Source organism: Burkholderia sp. L-4, assembly GCF_056856535.1.
Window position 1 is genome coordinate 1,415,502 of sequence record NZ_JBXEOX010000001.1, and the last position, 16,182, is coordinate 1,431,683.

Annotated in this window: 17 protein-coding genes and 1 tRNA gene; 16 read left to right on the forward strand and 2 right to left on the reverse strand. The window is 60.7% G+C overall.

The window, feature by feature from the left end; all coding sequences use genetic code 11:
* The first annotated feature begins 152 nt into the window (after window positions 1–152).
* The 13 genes from AC1VVG_RS06660 (at window position 153) to AC1VVG_RS06720 (ending at window position 12,160) form a co-directional block, all read left to right on the forward strand.
* On the forward strand, window positions 153–389 hold the full coding sequence (locus AC1VVG_RS06660; RefSeq protein WP_482835388.1) for a helix-turn-helix transcriptional regulator: 237 nt from the start codon (window positions 153–155) through the stop codon (window positions 387–389).
* Window positions 389–1,009 carry a hypothetical protein gene (locus AC1VVG_RS06665; RefSeq protein ID WP_482835389.1) on the forward strand — a complete coding sequence of 207 codons (621 nt, stop codon included), beginning with the start codon at window positions 389–391 and terminating at the stop codon, window positions 1,007–1,009. The genes AC1VVG_RS06660 and AC1VVG_RS06665 overlap by 1 nt, the downstream gene beginning before the upstream one ends.
* Complete coding sequence (locus AC1VVG_RS06670) at window positions 1,002–3,215, forward strand: bifunctional DNA primase/polymerase (RefSeq protein ID WP_482835390.1); 2,214 nt, start codon at window positions 1,002–1,004, stop codon at window positions 3,213–3,215. Before AC1VVG_RS06665 ends, AC1VVG_RS06670 begins: the two co-directional genes overlap by 8 nt.
* A gap of 1,266 nt (window positions 3,216–4,481) precedes the next feature.
* Window positions 4,482–5,081 (forward strand): hypothetical protein, encoded by a 600-nt coding sequence (locus AC1VVG_RS06675; RefSeq protein WP_482835391.1) that lies wholly within the window; start codon window positions 4,482–4,484, stop codon window positions 5,079–5,081.
* The gene (locus AC1VVG_RS06680) at window positions 5,078–5,689 is read left to right on the forward strand and encodes a hypothetical protein (RefSeq protein ID WP_482835392.1); all 612 of its coding nucleotides are present in this window, start codon (window positions 5,078–5,080) and stop codon (window positions 5,687–5,689) included. The genes AC1VVG_RS06675 and AC1VVG_RS06680 overlap by 4 nt, the downstream gene beginning before the upstream one ends.
* Window positions 5,690–5,858: 169 nt before the next feature.
* The gene (locus AC1VVG_RS06685; protein WP_482835393.1) at window positions 5,859–6,266 is read left to right on the forward strand and encodes a thioredoxin domain-containing protein; all 408 of its coding nucleotides are present in this window, start codon (window positions 5,859–5,861) and stop codon (window positions 6,264–6,266) included.
* 46 nt (window positions 6,267–6,312) lie between these two features.
* Window positions 6,313–7,797: a hypothetical protein gene (locus AC1VVG_RS06690; RefSeq protein ID WP_482835394.1), complete on the forward strand. Its 1,485-nt coding sequence runs from the start codon at window positions 6,313–6,315 to the stop codon at window positions 7,795–7,797.
* Between the two features lie 305 nt (window positions 7,798–8,102).
* Window positions 8,103–8,843 carry a hypothetical protein gene (locus AC1VVG_RS06695; RefSeq protein ID WP_482835395.1) on the forward strand — a complete coding sequence of 247 codons (741 nt, stop codon included), beginning with the start codon at window positions 8,103–8,105 and terminating at the stop codon, window positions 8,841–8,843.
* Window positions 8,844–8,901: 58 nt separating this feature from the next.
* On the forward strand, window positions 8,902–10,614 hold the full coding sequence (locus AC1VVG_RS06700; RefSeq protein WP_482835396.1) for a hypothetical protein: 1,713 nt from the start codon (window positions 8,902–8,904) through the stop codon (window positions 10,612–10,614).
* Between the two features lie 156 nt (window positions 10,615–10,770).
* Entirely contained in the window at window positions 10,771–11,028 is a 258-nt protein-coding gene (locus AC1VVG_RS06705; RefSeq protein WP_482835397.1) for a hypothetical protein, read from the forward strand.
* 33 nt (window positions 11,029–11,061) lie between these two features.
* Window positions 11,062–11,403 (forward strand): hypothetical protein, encoded by a 342-nt coding sequence (locus AC1VVG_RS06710; RefSeq protein ID WP_482835398.1) that lies wholly within the window; start codon window positions 11,062–11,064, stop codon window positions 11,401–11,403.
* 69 nt (window positions 11,404–11,472) lie between these two features.
* Window positions 11,473–11,682 carry a helix-turn-helix domain-containing protein gene (locus tag AC1VVG_RS06715; protein WP_482835399.1) on the forward strand — a complete coding sequence of 70 codons (210 nt, stop codon included), beginning with the start codon at window positions 11,473–11,475 and terminating at the stop codon, window positions 11,680–11,682.
* A 109-nt stretch (window positions 11,683–11,791) separates the two neighbouring features.
* Window positions 11,792–12,160, forward strand: a complete 369-nt coding sequence (locus AC1VVG_RS06720; protein ID WP_482835886.1) for a hypothetical protein — start codon at window positions 11,792–11,794, stop codon at window positions 12,158–12,160.
* A 1,657-nt stretch (window positions 12,161–13,817) separates the two neighbouring features.
* Here the strand turns inward: AC1VVG_RS06720 and AC1VVG_RS06725 are convergent.
* Window positions 13,818–13,894 (reverse strand) — tRNA-Pro (locus tag AC1VVG_RS06725).
* 161 nt (window positions 13,895–14,055) lie between these two features.
* Here AC1VVG_RS06725 and sixA point away from each other — a divergent pair.
* Both sixA and AC1VVG_RS06735 read left to right on the forward strand, forming a co-directional pair.
* Complete coding sequence (gene sixA / locus AC1VVG_RS06730) at window positions 14,056–14,517, forward strand: phosphohistidine phosphatase SixA (RefSeq protein WP_034186762.1); 462 nt, start codon at window positions 14,056–14,058, stop codon at window positions 14,515–14,517.
* Between the two features lie 170 nt (window positions 14,518–14,687).
* Window positions 14,688–15,494: a GNAT family N-acetyltransferase gene (locus AC1VVG_RS06735; RefSeq protein ID WP_034186675.1), complete on the forward strand. Its 807-nt coding sequence runs from the start codon at window positions 14,688–14,690 to the stop codon at window positions 15,492–15,494.
* A gap of 193 nt (window positions 15,495–15,687) precedes the next feature.
* Here the strand turns inward: AC1VVG_RS06735 and AC1VVG_RS06740 are convergent, their stop codons facing one another.
* Window positions 15,688–15,858 (reverse strand): hypothetical protein, encoded by a 171-nt coding sequence (locus AC1VVG_RS06740; protein WP_162840567.1) that lies wholly within the window; start codon window positions 15,856–15,858, stop codon window positions 15,688–15,690.
* A 136-nt stretch (window positions 15,859–15,994) separates the two neighbouring features.
* Between AC1VVG_RS06740 and AC1VVG_RS06745 the strand changes: the two genes are divergently transcribed.
* Window positions 15,995–16,171 carry a hypothetical protein gene (locus AC1VVG_RS06745; protein WP_167361866.1) on the forward strand — a complete coding sequence of 59 codons (177 nt, stop codon included), beginning with the start codon at window positions 15,995–15,997 and terminating at the stop codon, window positions 16,169–16,171.
* The last annotated feature ends 11 nt before the right edge of the window (window positions 16,172–16,182 follow it).

Genomic DNA, 16,182 nt, shown 5'->3' on the forward strand with positions numbered 1-16,182 from the left:
ATTATCGCGAGGCAGCCAGATATATCTGACCCACCGCCCCCAAGACGCTCCGATAGCAAAGCCGACCATCGGCCGCGCATCGGGGCGTTTTCTATTCTGCCGCCGCTCGCGTCTGCCGAGGTTCCGTTTATCGAACCTTGAAGGAACGCATCATGACCGCAGTAAATTCCGTTAGCGTTACACCCACGGCCAACCCGCACCGACTAGTGCGCTTTCCACAACTCGCGCGGGAATTCGGTGTTCCGTTCAGTCGGATGCACATCTATCGGCTTGTAAAAGGCGGCACGTTTCCCGCTCCGATCAAGCTGTCCGCCAACCGGATCGCATGGAAGGCGAGCGCAGTTCAGGCATGGATTGATGCGCGCGAAGCCGCTTCGACGGGGGTGTGATGATGGACGCAAAAGAAAAGGGCCGGGACACTCCGAATGTGCCCCAGCCCCAACAAAATACAGTCTACGGTGATTGCAATTCTATTCGCACTGCAGAGGAAATACAACTGCCAGTGGGTTTTGTCTGGTTGCCGGATGACTGTCTGGAACACGTTCGCGCGATTTTCAACCACGCCATTGAATACGGCGCGAGTGAGTGCCTATCACATGTTGAGATCGAGCCGCAGGACGATGCGCCTATCGATGAGTGCGCCGTCATCAGCTGCGAGATCAGCGGCTTTCCACTGCAGTTCTATATAGGCGGCTGGCAGCCTATCGCCCGCGTGGATGCCAATGCATGGATGCGCCGTCTGACGGCGATCTGTGACGACACGTTTGCAATCGAGGACGTGGCAGCGTCGCTGCGCACTGTCCGCGGCGCCCAGGAACTCGCCAAGCACTACCGAATCGACACGCGCGACGACCTGATGAAAGCGGATCGTGTCATATCCGATAACGCCTGGTATATGCGCGATTACCTCAACGATCCCGCCAACTGGCTGAAGCCGATCCCCGCGACGGCCGGTATTGCGTGTGCTGTTCCGGCCACGTGGATGGAAAAGGGGGCGCGCGATGAGTGACATTACCAAAGGCAGTTACGCAGCCGGGCTGGCGGCGCGCGGCTTCAACGTGTTCCCGCTGAAGCCGTGGGTTGGTGACGGCCAGAAGAGCGATGGTAAGACGCCTGCAATCAGTAAGTGGCCGCACCAGTCAGGCCGCGACGCCAAGCGCATCAATGCCTGGTGGGCGAACGGGCCCGACCGCAATATCGCCATTCACACGAACACGCACAACGGCGTGCATATCTTCGTGCTGGATGTCGACGACAAGTCCGGCAAGAACGGAAGCGCCGAGCTTGCGCAGCTCGAAGCGAAGTACGGCAAGCTGCCGGAAACACTCACGACGTTGACCCCGAGTGGCGGCCGGCATCTCTGGTTCTATTGCCCGGCGCCGGTTGGCAAGTCTGAGGGTAAGCTGGGCTCCGCGCTCGACGTGCGCGGGTACAACGGCTATGTGGCCGCCCCCGGCTCGACGATAGGCGGCAAGGCGTACGTGTTCGTTAACCCAAACACGCGCATCCAGCAGGCTCCCCAATGGTTGTACAAACTAGCCCGCGACGTTGGAACTAAGGCGGAGGCCACGCCCGTCGATAACACCCCGCTCGACGGCGTCGACGCGGCCCGCGCCGAAGCTCGCGTCGTTGAGTACCTGAACACAGCACCAATCGCGGTAGAGAACCGCAGCGGGGATCTGACCACTTACAAGGTGGCCGCGAAGTGCAAGGATTTGGGCTGCACGCAGCAGCAGGCGCTCGACCTGATGCTTGAATGCTGGAACGATCGGTGCGACCCGCCGTGGGACGCCGACGAACTCGCCGCCAAGGTCGCGCATGCCTACAAATACGGGCAGGAACCGGCCGGTGTACACGCGCCGGAAGCCGTGTTCACGAAAAGCGAACAGCCGGAAGAAGTGAACAGCGGTGTGCATCCGTTTGAGAAGCTAAACAGCCAGTTCTTCTACACGCTGCACGGTGGTCAGAGCGCAATCGGGTGGGAAACGACAGACGAGGACGGATTGCCGACGCTCGAGTTCCTGTCGGTGGAGGCATTCAACCGGAAACATGCTGCGTTGACATTCCAGGATGGTAAGCGAAGCGTGCCACTCACCGAAGCGTGGATGAGTTCAACCCGCCGCCGAAGCTATGACAAAGTAGTATTCAAGCCTGGCAAGACGGTGCCGTCCCGCTTCTACAACCTGTGGCGCGGGTTCGCAGTCGAGCCGAAGGCCGGAGACTGGTCGCTCATGCGCAATCACATACGCGACGTCATCTGCTCGGGCGACGCGTCGGTCGATCGCTACGTTATCGGCTGGCTCGCCCGCATGGTTCAGCAACCTGGTGAGCCCGGTGAAGTCGCATTGGTACTGCGGGGCCGGGAAGGTGTCGGCAAAGGGACGCTGGCGTGGGCCATCAAGCATTTGTTCGGCCACCACGCGAAACATCTGTCGCAGAGCAAACACTTGACCGGCAGTTTCAACAGCCATCTCCGCGCGGCCACGTTCGTGTTCGCTGACGAGGCGTTTTGGTCTGGCGACAAGCAGGGCCGCGGCGCACTTTTTGCACTCATCACCGAAGACAAGCTGATGATCGAAGCCAAGGGGCGCGACGCCGTGCCCCAGGACAACTGTGTCCATCTGATGATGGCGTCGAATCACGACTGGGTGGTGCCGGCGAGTGCCGACTCGCGGCGGTTCTGCGTGCTTGACGTCGCGGACAGCAAGCGTCAGGACGGCCGATACTTCGATGCGCTGCGCCAGCAGCTGCGGCAAGGAGGCTTCGAAGGCATGTTGCATGAACTGCTGCACTACGATTTGACCGCCTATGACGTTCGACAAATCCCACAGACCAACGCACTGGCAGACCAGAAGACAGCAAGCCTCGAGGGGCCTGCACGTTGGCTACACGATCGGCTCTATGACGCGGCGATCGGAATGGCCGAATGGAAGGACGAACCGCTGATCGTTCCACAGGCTGAGACATACGGCCGCTACGTTGAAGGCGCGAAAACGACGCGCGAATTCAAGCCGGCAGATCCGCGGATATTCTGGAAGGAAATGAAGCGGCTGTTGCAAGACGCAGAGGGTAAGTCAGTGCAGGACTACCGCCCCCGCGTCAATGGCGATCGAGAACGACAAAAGGTGTTTCCCCCGCTGAAAAAGGCAAGATCAGCGTTCGAAACGAACATCCGGGCATCGATCGACTGGGGGGAAACCGATATATTCAGCTGATTCCCGCGTGCATCGATCCGGTTTGCGCCGCCCTTCGGGGCGGCTTTCTTTTGGTCCGGGCAATCGGACCGGTCCGATACGTAGTTTCTCTTTGGACCGCCGCAAACCCTTGTCGGATAAGGCTTGGGCCAATTGGTCCCTGGTCCAGTGTTCGAAACCGTATTCCGCCGGAGAACTGCAATTGCGGAGCGCCGGTTTCTACCACGTGAGCGATAACTCCGCCTTCCTACTACCTTCTATTTATATTGGACTGATTGGACTGGTTGGACCGAACCATGTGCAGCAAGGGTTTCACAGGTCCGATGTGGTGCCGCAGTCCGATGACCACATTGGACTGCGATTGCTCCGCCCCGTTCGTCATCGAGCCTTGGACGTCCAATGTTCTAGCAGCCACGCGCAGCGGTGTGGGAGGCATTGCGCCCACAAACCACGCTCCGTGCGCGAGGCGCGCCGATCGGGCAGGGTAGGCGGTGTGTCGCGCCATCAGCCGATCGCGTTAACCACTGCGGACGTGTGCCTTCATTGCGACCACCTGATCGGGTATGCGGTGCTCAACGATGCGCTTAGCCTTGGCCGTATAGGGTGTGAGCCGGGGCATTACCAAGATTTGGATGCGAAGGTAACGCGCAGGTAACTGAAGGCGCGCACCCGTTGCTCGAGCCCCTCGTATAGCAGCCCAGGCAAGCCAGTGCCTGACTGCCGCGTCGGGCCCATCACGCTCACGACGTAGTTCGTCACGTCGGTGTTCGCCGCGGCGTGCGAAGCGGTCGACCCGGTGATCGTTTCCGGGGCGACGAAACGGCATTCCGCAAGTGTCGCCCGATCGGTAATGCTCGCTGCGCCGCAGGCTCGTCACCAGCACCTGCACCCACGCATCAATGCGCTGAACGCGACCAATGTGCGACCAGTGAGCATCCTGCACTGGCCGAAGCCTTGGCGCACAAGCTTGTCCAGCCTACGGCCCTCTGATGCTCAATCAAACGCCCCGCGTCGAAGGGGCGCGCACGGCGAGACGTCGGGCCCAGATGGGACCCGTCGACCCTCCAGGGGTGCGGGTGCCGGGTGGGGCCGGATTTCGGCCAGCCGCGTGGATTGCCGGGGGCAAGTCCCCGCGCGATTTTAGATTTCATCCTGACGGCGGAAACAATTTGTCAAGCACTGCAAAATTTTTCTTGTTTACGGGGCCGCGAATCGGCATAATGAATTCACGGAAAGTTGTTTATTTTCAATGTGTTACGAAAATCGTAACAACCAAGGAAACCGCCGATGTTCGGAAAGCAAAACGCGGAAAGGCTCGAGCAGACAATCGGAGCTTTGTCGCATGAGCAACAGGTAGCCGAGCAGGCCGCCACCGCAGCGCGAGGCGCCTATGCCGATGCTCTGCTGGAGGACGGCGCAGGCTCGGCCCGCGTCGCGGCCTTGTTGCGAGAGGCCGGGGGCGCTCGAGAACGTGCGGACGCATTGCGCGGCGCGATTGCTGTCGCGCAGCAGCGCCACGACGAAGCGGTGGCCGCTGCCCAGGCCGCAGCGTTGAAAAGCCGCAGGAAGGACGCTGCGCGCCTTGCCGCGATTCGGGCCGACAAGATGTCCGCCGTTGCCGCAGCGGCTGCGGTGCTTGCAGATGCATACCGGGAGCTCATGAAGGCGAACACCGACCTACATGTAGCGCTCGACGGTACCGCGCGCATCGACATCGAGGCGGCGCACTTGGGTGAGGCGCAGCTTGCAGGCGACGTGCGAACCGAGCTCGCTCGGCTTGGCTGTTCGTGGGCGGAGCTGCTTCCGGAACCGCGCCTTGTTGAGGGGCTGGATGTGAAGGCAAAACGCATCGGCGCGTGGCTGCAGACGACCCTGGGGGCAGCATGATGGATGACATCCAAACAACTGGCGCAGAGAGCGCCGAACATACGATGGCATCGGCGCTTGTTGAGCGCGGCGTGTGGACGCGTGAGCAAGCGGACGCGATGCTTGCTGCAGATGCCGCGGCCGGTGCCGATCAGGGTTTCGATCCGCTCGTCGCCGCGACCAAGCCCCCCACTCTGCCGCCAGGTGTCGACCCGATCGATGCTGCGGTGTTCACTGGCCCCGGCAACGCCGCGGCGTACAACTTCGGTGCCGTCGAGTCCAACGTTCAGGTTGACCAGGCGCAGGACATGGCGGTGCGCCATTTGTTCGTCAGCGAAGGCGTGCCGGCCAGTATAGGCAACGAGATCGGCCGCTTGTGGAATACCGCGGCGGCCAGTCCTCCCTCCGCCGAGCAACGCAACGTCGCGACACAGCAAGCGGAGCTTTTGCTGCAGCGTCAGTGGGGAAACGACTACGAGGCGAATCTGAAAGTGGCGCAGCAGGAGGTGCAGCGGATGGCGAAGGCCAATCCGAACCTTCACGACATGCTAGAAGTGAGCGGGCTCGGTTCCAACCCGTGGCTCATCACGACCATTTTCAACTTGGCGAAGGCCCGGGGGCGCGCATGAACCGGTTCTACCCGCGTTGCCAGTTCCATGGCGGACGGCTTGAACGTACCGGCCTGCTGGCTTTCTGCGGTGCGCCGTCGATTGCCGGTTCGTCGTATTGCAGTCTCCACCACACACGCGTCTGGGTCGCGATGTCAGCGCGTGTTATCGATCGCGTGGGAGGCTAACCGTGCCGCGCCTTGTAAAGCTGAGCGATCGCCATCTCAAGTACATCGACGGCCGACTCGCGGGCAAGTCTGGCCCAGTGGCGGCGCGGGAAGCGGGGTTCAGTGACGGCCGCGCGAGTGATCTTGCGCGCAATCCGTTGATCGTGGCCGAACTCGATAGGCGCCGTGCCGAGCTGCGCGAGAAAGCAGGTTATGACTTCGACGCAGCAATGAAAGAACTTGAAACGGCAGCAGCGTTCGCGGTGCAGACGAAGAACGCAACCGCACTTACGCGCGTGGCCGAACTGCGCATGAAGCTGGCGGGCCTTATGAAGGACAAAGACCCGAACGCCGGTGCTGGCCGCGTGACGTTCGTCATCAGTGGGGTAACGCCGCAGGCGCCCCGCGCGGAGATTGCAGACAGTGAATAGCCGCGTCATCTCGTTTGAACCTCCAGGCCCGAAAGCCCGCGCTTTCATGGAAAGCACGGCCGATGTGCGTGTGCTGATGGGCCCCGTCGGCTCCGCGAAGTCTTCCACTGCGGTAATGACGATCCTGATGTTGTCAGCCCTGCAGCCGATCGGACCGGACGGGAAGCGCCGCTCGCGCTGGGCAGTGATCCGACCGACGTATCGGGATCTGGTGGGCGCAACCATCAAGACGTGGCAGTCGTGGCAGCCGCGCGATTTCGGTCGCGTGACTATGGGCTCACCGATCGTGCACAACATCAGTACGTCGGATCTCGAAATCGAAGTGCTGTTCTTCCCGCTCGATCGACCGGAAGATGCGGAGAAACTGCGCTCGTTCGAGTTTACGGGTGTGTGGTTCGACGAGGTATCAGAGGTTCCCTTCGAGATTATCCAAGCGGCTCTTGGGCGGGTCGGCCGCTATCCGAGCGTACGCGACGGCGGGTGTTACTGGTCGGGGCTACTTCTCACGTCGAACATGACTGACCCGGACCACTGGGTACACGAGAAGCTGATGAGCTGCCCGAAGTCGTGGGAGTTCTTCATTCAGCCCGGCGGTATGGAGCCGGACGCGGAGAACGTGAATAACCTCCCGCGCGGCTATTACCAGCGCCTGCTCGACTCCAACGACGAGGATTGGTGCCGCCGCTTCGTGCATGCGCAGTTTGTGGCGCAGCGTATCGGCAAGGTGGTGTATCCGGCGTTTCGGGACACCTTCCACGTTCCTCAGAACGACGTCATTCCGGCGCCGAACCTTGGCGTGGTCCTCGGAATCGACTTCGGATTGACGCCAGCCGTAGCTTTTATTCAGCAGCAGGCCGACGGCCGCGTAGTCGTATTCGATGAACTAGTGGCGACCGACGCAGGTATCAGCCGATTTGCCAAGACGCTCGACACGTACTGGAAGCAGCACTACGCGCATCTGACCGTGATCGGCGCATATGGCGACCCTGCGGGCAGCGCGCGTAGCACGGACACGGAGCGCACCGCATTCGACGTACTCAACGCCAACACGCCTTGGCGGTGGCGCCCTGCGCGAACGAACGAGATCACACTGCGCACGGAGGCCGTGACGTTCTTCCTGGAAAAAGCGGTAGACGGATATCCAGGCTTCCAGTTGTCACCCAAGTGCAAGACGCTGCGCGGCGGTTTCAATGGGAAGTATTGCTTCCAACCGGTGCAGTCCGGCAACGGCACACACTTCCACGATACGCCAACGAAGAACATGTACAGCCACATTCAAGACGCGCTGCAGTACGGCGTGCTTGGACTGGGCGGTGCGGAACTGGCAGTCGGTAAGGAGCGCCGGCAGGGTTCGCGCATCCGTCAGGCCGCCGACGTCGACTACCCGCTTCTTGGCGACGATCGTCCACCCGAGCGTAACCCGATGCAAGTCGGAGTGCGCTGGGGCGAGCCGTCACGCGAAACGTACCGGAACGAGCGGGAAAGCCGGCCGAGCGTGGCGCGTTCTACCGATTACGACATCTTCGATTGAGGGGGCGCACGTGATTACGGAAAAGCAATGCACCGGATGCCATCAACTTCTACCGCGAGATGCTTTTTCCCGGAATACGAGTAGTCGCGACGGCCTGCAGGCCTATTGCCGAGATTGCAGAAAGGCGCGTTTTGGTGGCGGGAGCAAGTGTGGCCTCGCGAGCAGTCGTCCCGGCGACGGTACGCCACTTCGCACTAATTCAGCCGCGCGCGATACGACGATCCCCGAGATCGCACGTCGTGTAATCGAACTCACTAGATCGGCTTGCGAATTTCCAGGATGGACTTTTCCGAAGGATGATGCGAATGAGTGACCAAGACAACATGCCTGATCAGGATATTCCGTCAGGGGTCGCTCAGATCAATCAGTTTCGGGCCGCTGGATTCAGCTCTGACGAAATTGAAGACTGGCAAACGAAGCAAGTGAGGCAGCTGCATTCCGCTGGATTTTCGGTGGACGAGATCGCGGCTCATTTCGGAGTGAGCGTTCCGCGAGACACCTGGCCAGCGACGTCGACGGGGAACAATGAAATGAGTGTGGGCCAAGCGATTGACGCGGGCTGGCAAAGCTCTGTCACGGGGCTTATATCCCGCGGCAAAGCGCCGGATGTTTCGATGCAACCGGGCCAGCCTTGGTATAAGCGCTTCGCAGCCAACATCGCGCAGTTCACCGGAGACGCACCCGCAGCCGTGATCGGCGCCGCCGGCGGTGCCCTGGGTGGTTCGGAAACCGGTCCTGGTGCGGCGGTTACAGCTATGGCCGGAGCGTTTGCCCTGCCTACAGCATTGCGAATGACATTAATGGATGCTTATGTGAAAGGCGACTTTAAGTCACCTTCTGATTTTTGGGACCGGTTTGAACCCATTCTTGGCGAAACTCTGAAGTCCTACATAACAGGCGCTGCTGCTGGCGCCGCTACCGGGGCTGTTGGAAGTGCATTAGCGCAATCAGCGCCTGCCGTACGATCGCTTGCGCAAAGCGCAGCAACTGTAGGGACGGCAACTACGGTTGGAAAAGCACTCCAACCGAACTCATCACAACGATAATTTTCTCTCAACCTGGAGCCCCCAATGGATAAGGCCCGCAGCACGTACAGGACACGACATGACAGTCCAGACTTCCACCACGCGGGCAGACTACACCGGGAACGGTGCGACCACCTTGTTCCCGGTTCCGTTTTATTTCCTGGATAACACGCACATCAAGGTGTTGCGTACCGACACCAGTACTACTCCGCCGACCACGGCTACGTTGGTGCTGAATTCGGACTACACGGTATCAGGCGCCGGCGTGGTTGGCGGCGGGGCGATCACCACTACGGTTGCGCCGACAGCCGGGCAGAAGCTGGCTATTCTGCGCAACGTGCCGTTCACGCAGTTAGTGCATTACGTCCCGAACGATCCGTTTCCGGCGGCCACGCACGAGCAGGCACTTGATCAATTGACGATGGCGGTGCAGCAGCTTAACGAAGTAGCTGGCCACGCCATTGTGTTCCCGACGTATGAGCCTTTGCCGGCGACGTTGCTGCCTGCGGCCCAACGCGCCGCGACGATGTTGGGGTTCGATTCGAACGGCAATCTCACCTACCTTCCGCTTCCGGCGTCCGTTGGCGCGGGGGATCTGCGCAACGAGTCCTGGACGGCGGGTACCGATTACACCCTCAATTCTTCTACGACGGTAACACTGTCTCGCGCCTATGGCTCAAAGGCGAATCTCGGCACGGTGGTGATGGACGGCGTGGCGCAAGATCCGGCCACATACAGTTTGATCAACAACGGAACGCAACTGCAGTTCAACGCTGTGATTCCGGCCGGCCGAGTGTGGTGTGTTGGCGGCACGACGCTATCCGTGTTCGCTCCAGCTACTAAGTCGGTAGGGGATTTGCAGATCGCCGATGGGCGTCTGCTCCCGTGGAGCGACACCACTGCAACGTACCACATGGTCAATTCGGGTACTGGCACGATTCCAGTATTCCAGACGGATTTCACCGAAAGCCTTTCTCCCGGCCCCGGGGTGTTCGTCGATGGCGTGGTGGTGAACCACACCCGTACGAACGGGAACGGCCATCGGCAGGCGTTCACTGCGCAGATCAGCAGCAGCGGTGCGAATACCGGTGAATTCCTGGTCGGCTCGTGCGGGTTCGGATTTCTGCAGAGCGGGTCCGGAAACGTATCGGGGATGAACGCGTACGCGCAAGTTCTCGCCACTGCTGCCGCCACCGCCGAGATGGTCGGCCTCGAAGCAAACACCGACGCGCGGCGTCCGGTGGTGCGCAAGACCGGTGTTCAGATTGTCGATGTGTCAACAAGCACGGCCGACGCCTCGACCATTAGCGCGGCCCTCTATATCGTCAAACAAGCAGGCGGCGCCGGCTGGCAAAACGGTATTCAGTTCGGGGATGACAGCAACCCCACAGGAATGGCGCCAACTGCGGTCGATCTGATCCGCCTTGCTGGGTCTACGGGTAGCGTTCCTCTGGTTCGGGGCGTCGATTTTCGTGCCGGGAATTTCTCCGGGCCGGCGATCGATCTCCCGCCGAACTCAGCGCTGGCTTTCGGTGGGGGTGCGAGCGGTTCGGTCGGAGTTGGCGGAACTCTGCAAAGCGTTACCAACGCGGCAGGCCCGGTCATCCAGTACGGCAATCAGGCGGTGGCCGTACTGGACAACGCACTGACGGCACAGGCGCTCAGCGTTCTCACTAGCCCCGGCAGCCAAAGCGTGAGCGTGTATATGCCCGGCGTTGGGTTGCGGCAGCTTCAGGTTGGCGCGCCAAACAGCGGTGGTCCGGGTGTCCGCGCTGTTGTGTGCCCGAATTAAAGTTCGTTGTTGCTACATTCGCAACACGTTACGAATAAAGCAACAAAATGTCGTAAAAATGCTTTGTGATAGAATTTTCTTGCCAAAAACACCCGAGACACCTACAGTTACATCACGGTTACTAGACAGACCGGATAGGCCAATCGGGGGTTGATCATGAAGCGTGAGCAATGGGAAGAAGCCAGCAATTCATCTGACGAGTTCTTTTCGATTGAGGTGTCGACTAGCGGTTTGTGGATGCGAACCGAGATGGAGCGGATCCGCGCCGGCGACTGGTTTCGGTATGACGTCCCGCGCGACCACGAGTACTACGGGCTGATGTTTTGCGCGGCCGGCGATGCGTTCGAAGGCCGGGCGGGTGTCCAGGTCAAGGCAGCCAAAGTCGAGCCCGATCGAACGAGGATCAACCTTTAATAAACGCCAACGGGGCGGCGCCGAGCCCCGCTCATGACAAAGGACGCTTCCATGTTTCCGTCAGTGCTCCCAATGCTGGCGTTCGATTTGAACGCGAATCTGGACACAGGCAAATTTGCCAACGTCACCAAAGACGAAATATTCGAGCAGCTCGAGGCTGGGACCATCTTCGATTGGCTCGAGGAAAAGCTGAAATACGTGGACCTGAGCACGGCCACGGCGCAGGACAAGGACGAACTCCTTGATGAGTGGCGCAACTTCGCGAATGCGATCGATGCGAAACGCAAGTTCGGTGTTGAAAACAACGGGCTTTGCCTGCTACTCGCATATGTCATTGAAGGCATGCAACAGCGGGCGCGCTCCGGCCGGCGTTGACTCGCCTCCGGTTTCACGTGCCGCGCTGGCTTGCGAGCCCGCGCGGTTTTTCACATGAGGGGATGGAAAATGGAACGACCGCTTAATTTGCTACCCGAAGAAGCCGCCGAGCGCTTACGGGTTTCGAAGAACACGTTATCGAACTGGCGCGTCCAGGGGCGCGGGCCCAAATTTATTAAGCTGGGCCGGAAGATCCTATATCCGCTTCCTGAGCTCGAGGCTTTCGAACGGGAGCATCTACAGTCCAACACCACGGGAGTGCGGGGCGACGCGCGTTGACGATGCCTTTCCGTCATGCGAACGTCCTGTAGGCCGGGGTTCACTGCAGCACGCGTCGAAGAACAAGACCTTTCGGGGATCAAGAGTGAGAACAACGGGGCTGGCCGCGATGGCGGCGTTGCTTGTACTGGCGGGGTGCGCGACGAAGTACTACGGGCGGATGGGGAGCCTGACCAATTACGAACGCAACACCATGAACTGTCGCGAGATCGATTTGGAGATCGCTCGAGTCGACGGATTCGTGTCGCATATAGACAAGGAGAGCGAGTTTGATGGGCGCTCTGTCCTGTCCTTCCTTGGCGATTTCGGGATCGGAAACGTGATGGAGAAGGACGCCGCGATGAAGAGTGCCAGCGATCGGCGTCAGGCACTAGACAATCTGCGTTCGTCGAAGCAATGCGGATATGCAACGACAACGGTTCAGCCTGCCATATCGGCATCTGCGCCGGCCGTTGCGTCTGCTGCCGCGGGACAATGACCCGTAATACACGGAGGGCCCGTACCGCTGATTTACGTCCGGAGCAGAATCGCTTTGCCATCGTCCTCCACGGACGCGCGTCGTGTCAAAATGGCCACAATACCTTGATGAACGGCCACGCACCGACAAGAAAGAGCGCCCCAGATGACCAGCCCAAAACGTCTGCAAGTCTGAAATTTTGAGCACCTCGTGTAGCTGGCCGGAGGGCATCCGTCGTGTTTAGCTCGCCGCTGTCCAACGAATCGATCCGTGCTTTTATTTCCTGCTGGCGAAAGTGAAACCCGAGGGAGTTTTGGTGCATCGTTAATGCCGCGCAGGCGAGGCCAGCAAAGAAGAATGCGCCAGAAGGATACGAGCCAAGGAGCTTCGTCGTCTTATCGCTAGCATAGATAGCCGCAACGCCGGCCAACCCTGCAGCATTAACTAGTGCGAGCGTTCGGACGGTCTCGAGTACCCACTCTTGGTGGGCCGCAAGACTTTCTTTACGCCATAGATATAAGGCCTCGCGTACCAAGCGACGATGCTCAGCTAGATACCGTTCGTTGTCGGCGCGTATGTTCACAGGATGGGCGAAAATTCCAACGTATTTGCTTTGGCGACGTTGCGCATAACGCGGGCGCTTCCCACGGGGTGACGCCCGGATGGAATGGCTGATGATAAGGGCGTACGGCTGCCGTATCGATTGACGCGCTAAGCGACGTAGTGGTGGTCAGGGCGGAGACGGGTTCCCGGTTCCGGTTTGTATCCGTCCGGAACCGAATGAAGTCCTTCCACAAGTAAGACGACGCGTCGAATTTCGCCATCGAAAGCTTGGTCAACCGCCCACACAGTAGGTTGATCTAGTGCTTGTTCGACAGAGAGAGAACCTTCTTCCAATTGCCGGATGAGAGATGCCCTTGTGGGGGCGACGACTAGGCGGACTAATCTATCTTCAACATCAAATGTCGATTCGTAGACCAAGTACGCAGGTCCCCTGGCGGGCGCGGCCGGATGACTGATGAACAAGACAGGGCTGTCGGCCTCATACAGTACGTGGTCAACGGGCAGCATCCCGAACTTTTCGTTTGATTCGACCTTTCCACGGGCAGTCCACATTTAGGCCTCCGCTATTTAAACAGTGAAGCTCGATTCGTGCCGTCGAAGGGCCACCACGTTTGATGACTCAAGCTTCCCGATTTCGCAATCAGGCCGTCCGCTTGGGTCAAGGTTGCCGTAGCCATATACAAACCACCCCCGTTTGGCTGCAAGCTGCGAAAATGCCCGGCATCGAGCGTGTTTGTGAATACGCTTATCCCGTGGCTTTTGCAGATGGCCGCTTGCGTCGGCGGCCGCTTCCATACAACTCGGCCAAGTTCCGCGTACGATAAGAAGTCGTTGGGCGCTGGCGGGTTCTGCGTGAAGCGGTAAACGACGTCGTTAGCGCACGCCCGAACGCCGGGGATCGATGTAGGGCACCCCGTTGGCAAGCCTGTAGGCAGCGTGGTCATTTATTGGCTCGTTCTCGATTGTCGTTCTTCGAACCAGTATAGCAATTCAATTTTTGCCGAAAGCTGTGGCCAACCCTAGGGGGAAGCACAGTCGTTACCTAGGCTGTTACCTGATGAGGACCGTAAACGGAAAAGGGGCTACGGTATTCAACCGTAACCCCTTGATTCCTTGGTCGGAGCGATAGGATTCGAACCTACGACCCTCTGATCCCAAATCAGATGCGCTACCAGGCTGCGCTACGCTCCGACGAGCCAAAGATTATATCGTTGCATGATCCATCCGGTCAATCACGACATGCGGGTAAATGCCGCGGCGGCGAACCGGCCGCGATTTGCGACAATCCACGGGACGATCGGCCGGCCGCGACGCATGCGTGCGCGGACGCTCGCCGAAGCAAGGAGAACATCATGATGAACCTGATCCTGTGGCGTCACGCCGAAGCCGAAGACTATGCGACGAGCGATCTCGCGCGCCAGCTGACCGTCCGCGGCCGCAAGGACGCGCAGGCGATGGCCAAATGGCTGCGCGGCAGGCTCGAGACGAACAGCGTGATCCTCGCGAGCCCGGCGGCTCGCACCGTGCAGACGGTCGAGGCGCTGACCGACCAGTACCGGACCGTCGACGCGCTCGCACCGGGCGGCAGCGTCGACGACGTGCTGGCAGCGGCAGGCTGGCCGGACGGCATCGCGCCGACGGTCGTGATTGTCGGGCACCAGCCGACGCTCGGCAGCGTCGCCGCGCAATTGATTACCGGCAGCGACGACAGCTGGAGCGTCAGGAAGGGCGGCATCGTGTGGCTCGCGAGCCGCACGCGTGACGGCAGTCGGCAGGCGGTATTGCGGGCGGTATTGACGCCGGAACTGGTGTGAATCCCGGCTGAATAGGTTTGAAGGGATTGATCATACGGTTTCGCAAGCTTTCTGCTAAAGTCAATTCGGCGACACGTCATTGAAAGGACACGGTCGTGCCACATAACGGTCACGGCCGGTTACTACATTGGCGGGCATGTCGCCTTATTCCTTACGACCAGGAAAGCCTAATGCGAGAACTGCCGACGCCTACGCTCCCTTTTGCCTCGCTGCCCCTCGACACGTCGCGGCGCCACCTGCCGCGCGCCAGTGAAACCGTCACATCGGAGTATCGCCTGCGCGCCGCATGGGCGCGTACGGAAGACGAATTGCGCGAAGCCCAGCGCCTGCGCTACAGCGTGTTCGCCGAAGAAATGGGCGCGCAGGTCAGCGGTCCCTCCGGTCTCGACGTCGATCCGTTCGATGCGTACTGCGACCACCTGCTGGTGCGCGATCTCGACACGCTGAAAGTCGTCGGCACGTACCGCGTGCTACCGCCGCACCAGGCGGCGCGGGTCGGCCGCCTGTATGCCGAGGGCGAATTCGACCTGTCGCGTCTCACGCACCTGCGCGGCAAGATGGTCGAGGTCGGCCGCTCGTGCGTGCACAGCGACTACCGCAGCGGCGCCGTCATCATGGCGCTGTGGGGCGGTCTCGGCGCGTACATGATGCAGAACGGCTACGAGACGATGCTCGGCTGCGCGAGCGTGTCGATGGCCGATGGCGGCCACTATGCGGCGAACCTGTACCAGTCGCTGTCGGCAGGCTCGCTGACGGCGCCCGAGTACCGCGCGTTCCCGCACACGGCGCTGCCGGTCGACGAACTGCAGACGGGCACCGTGGTCGCACCGCCGCCGCTGATCAAGGGCTACCTGCGTCTCGGCGCGAAGATTTGCGGCGCACCGGCCTGGGATCCCGACTTCAACTGCGCGGATTTCCTGACGCTGTTCCGCCTGTCCGACATCAACTCGCGCTACGCCCGCCACTTCCTGGGCTGAACCGTCCGAACCGTGGCGCGCCCGCATCCGGATGCACGCAAGCGAACGCCGTCGCGCGCCATTGGTCAGGCGACGGCGTTCGTGCATTCGGCCCTGATAATTTCCGCGGTATGCGATTGCCGGCGTGCCACGGGATGGCACGTTTCAGGACGGCCCGGATCGTCGATACGGGCCGGACTGCGGGGCGGCTCGCTCAGTGCTTGCGCCGCCAGTCGAGCAGGTGATGTTCCGCCATCCAATGGTGGATCATCCCTTCGCCGCCATGGCTGCGCTTGTATTCGCGCGACTCGAAGTACGACAGCGCGACCAGCACCATCAGGCCAATGAACAGGCCGATCAGGCCCGCAATTTCTTCAGACGACATGGCAGCCTCCTTTCCACGGCACAGCGCCATGCGTACATAGTAGGACATGCGCGGCACGACCCTGAAACCGGATTTCCGCTAGACTCGGCGCGGTCTCGGCGCGCGATGGGCGCACCGTTTTCCGGAGCCACACCCGATGACCCGTTTCATGCTGGCCGTGCTGGCCGCATCCCTGCTTGCCGCCTGCACCAGCGATCCTCGCCAGGCCCGTCGCGGCCACCCGCCGGAAGACCCGGCCGACTATCACGGCGTGCCGACCGACATGACGCCGCCGTCGATGCTCGACGCGCCGCCGCCGAAACCGACGCAGTAACGACAGGGCTC

Coding starts and splice junctions, on each gene's coding strand:
- AC1VVG_RS06660 (WP_482835388.1), top strand. CDS start 153: ATGACCGCAGTAAATTCCGTTAGCGTTACACCCACGGCCAACCCGCAC.
- AC1VVG_RS06665 (WP_482835389.1), top strand. CDS start 389: ATGATGGACGCAAAAGAAAAGGGCCGGGACACTCCGAATGTGCCCCAG.
- AC1VVG_RS06670 (WP_482835390.1), top strand. CDS start 1,002: ATGAGTGACATTACCAAAGGCAGTTACGCAGCCGGGCTGGCGGCGCGC.
- AC1VVG_RS06675 (WP_482835391.1), top strand. CDS start 4,482: ATGTTCGGAAAGCAAAACGCGGAAAGGCTCGAGCAGACAATCGGAGCT.
- AC1VVG_RS06680 (WP_482835392.1), top strand. CDS start 5,078: ATGATGGATGACATCCAAACAACTGGCGCAGAGAGCGCCGAACATACG.
- AC1VVG_RS06690 (WP_482835394.1), top strand. CDS start 6,313: ATGGAAAGCACGGCCGATGTGCGTGTGCTGATGGGCCCCGTCGGCTCC.
- AC1VVG_RS06695 (WP_482835395.1), top strand. CDS start 8,103: ATGAGTGACCAAGACAACATGCCTGATCAGGATATTCCGTCAGGGGTC.
- AC1VVG_RS06700 (WP_482835396.1), top strand. CDS start 8,902: ATGACAGTCCAGACTTCCACCACGCGGGCAGACTACACCGGGAACGGT.
- AC1VVG_RS06705 (WP_482835397.1), top strand. CDS start 10,771: ATGAAGCGTGAGCAATGGGAAGAAGCCAGCAATTCATCTGACGAGTTC.
- AC1VVG_RS06710 (WP_482835398.1), top strand. CDS start 11,062: ATGACAAAGGACGCTTCCATGTTTCCGTCAGTGCTCCCAATGCTGGCG.
- AC1VVG_RS06715 (WP_482835399.1), top strand. CDS start 11,473: ATGGAACGACCGCTTAATTTGCTACCCGAAGAAGCCGCCGAGCGCTTA.
- AC1VVG_RS06720 (WP_482835886.1), top strand. CDS start 11,792: ATGGCGGCGTTGCTTGTACTGGCGGGGTGCGCGACGAAGTACTACGGG.
- sixA (WP_034186762.1), top strand. CDS start 14,056: ATGATGAACCTGATCCTGTGGCGTCACGCCGAAGCCGAAGACTATGCG.
- AC1VVG_RS06735 (WP_034186675.1), top strand. CDS start 14,688: ATGCGAGAACTGCCGACGCCTACGCTCCCTTTTGCCTCGCTGCCCCTC.
- AC1VVG_RS06740 (WP_162840567.1), bottom strand. CDS start 15,858: ATGTCGTCTGAAGAAATTGCGGGCCTGATCGGCCTGTTCATTGGCCTG.
- AC1VVG_RS06745 (WP_167361866.1), top strand. CDS start 15,995: ATGACCCGTTTCATGCTGGCCGTGCTGGCCGCATCCCTGCTTGCCGCC.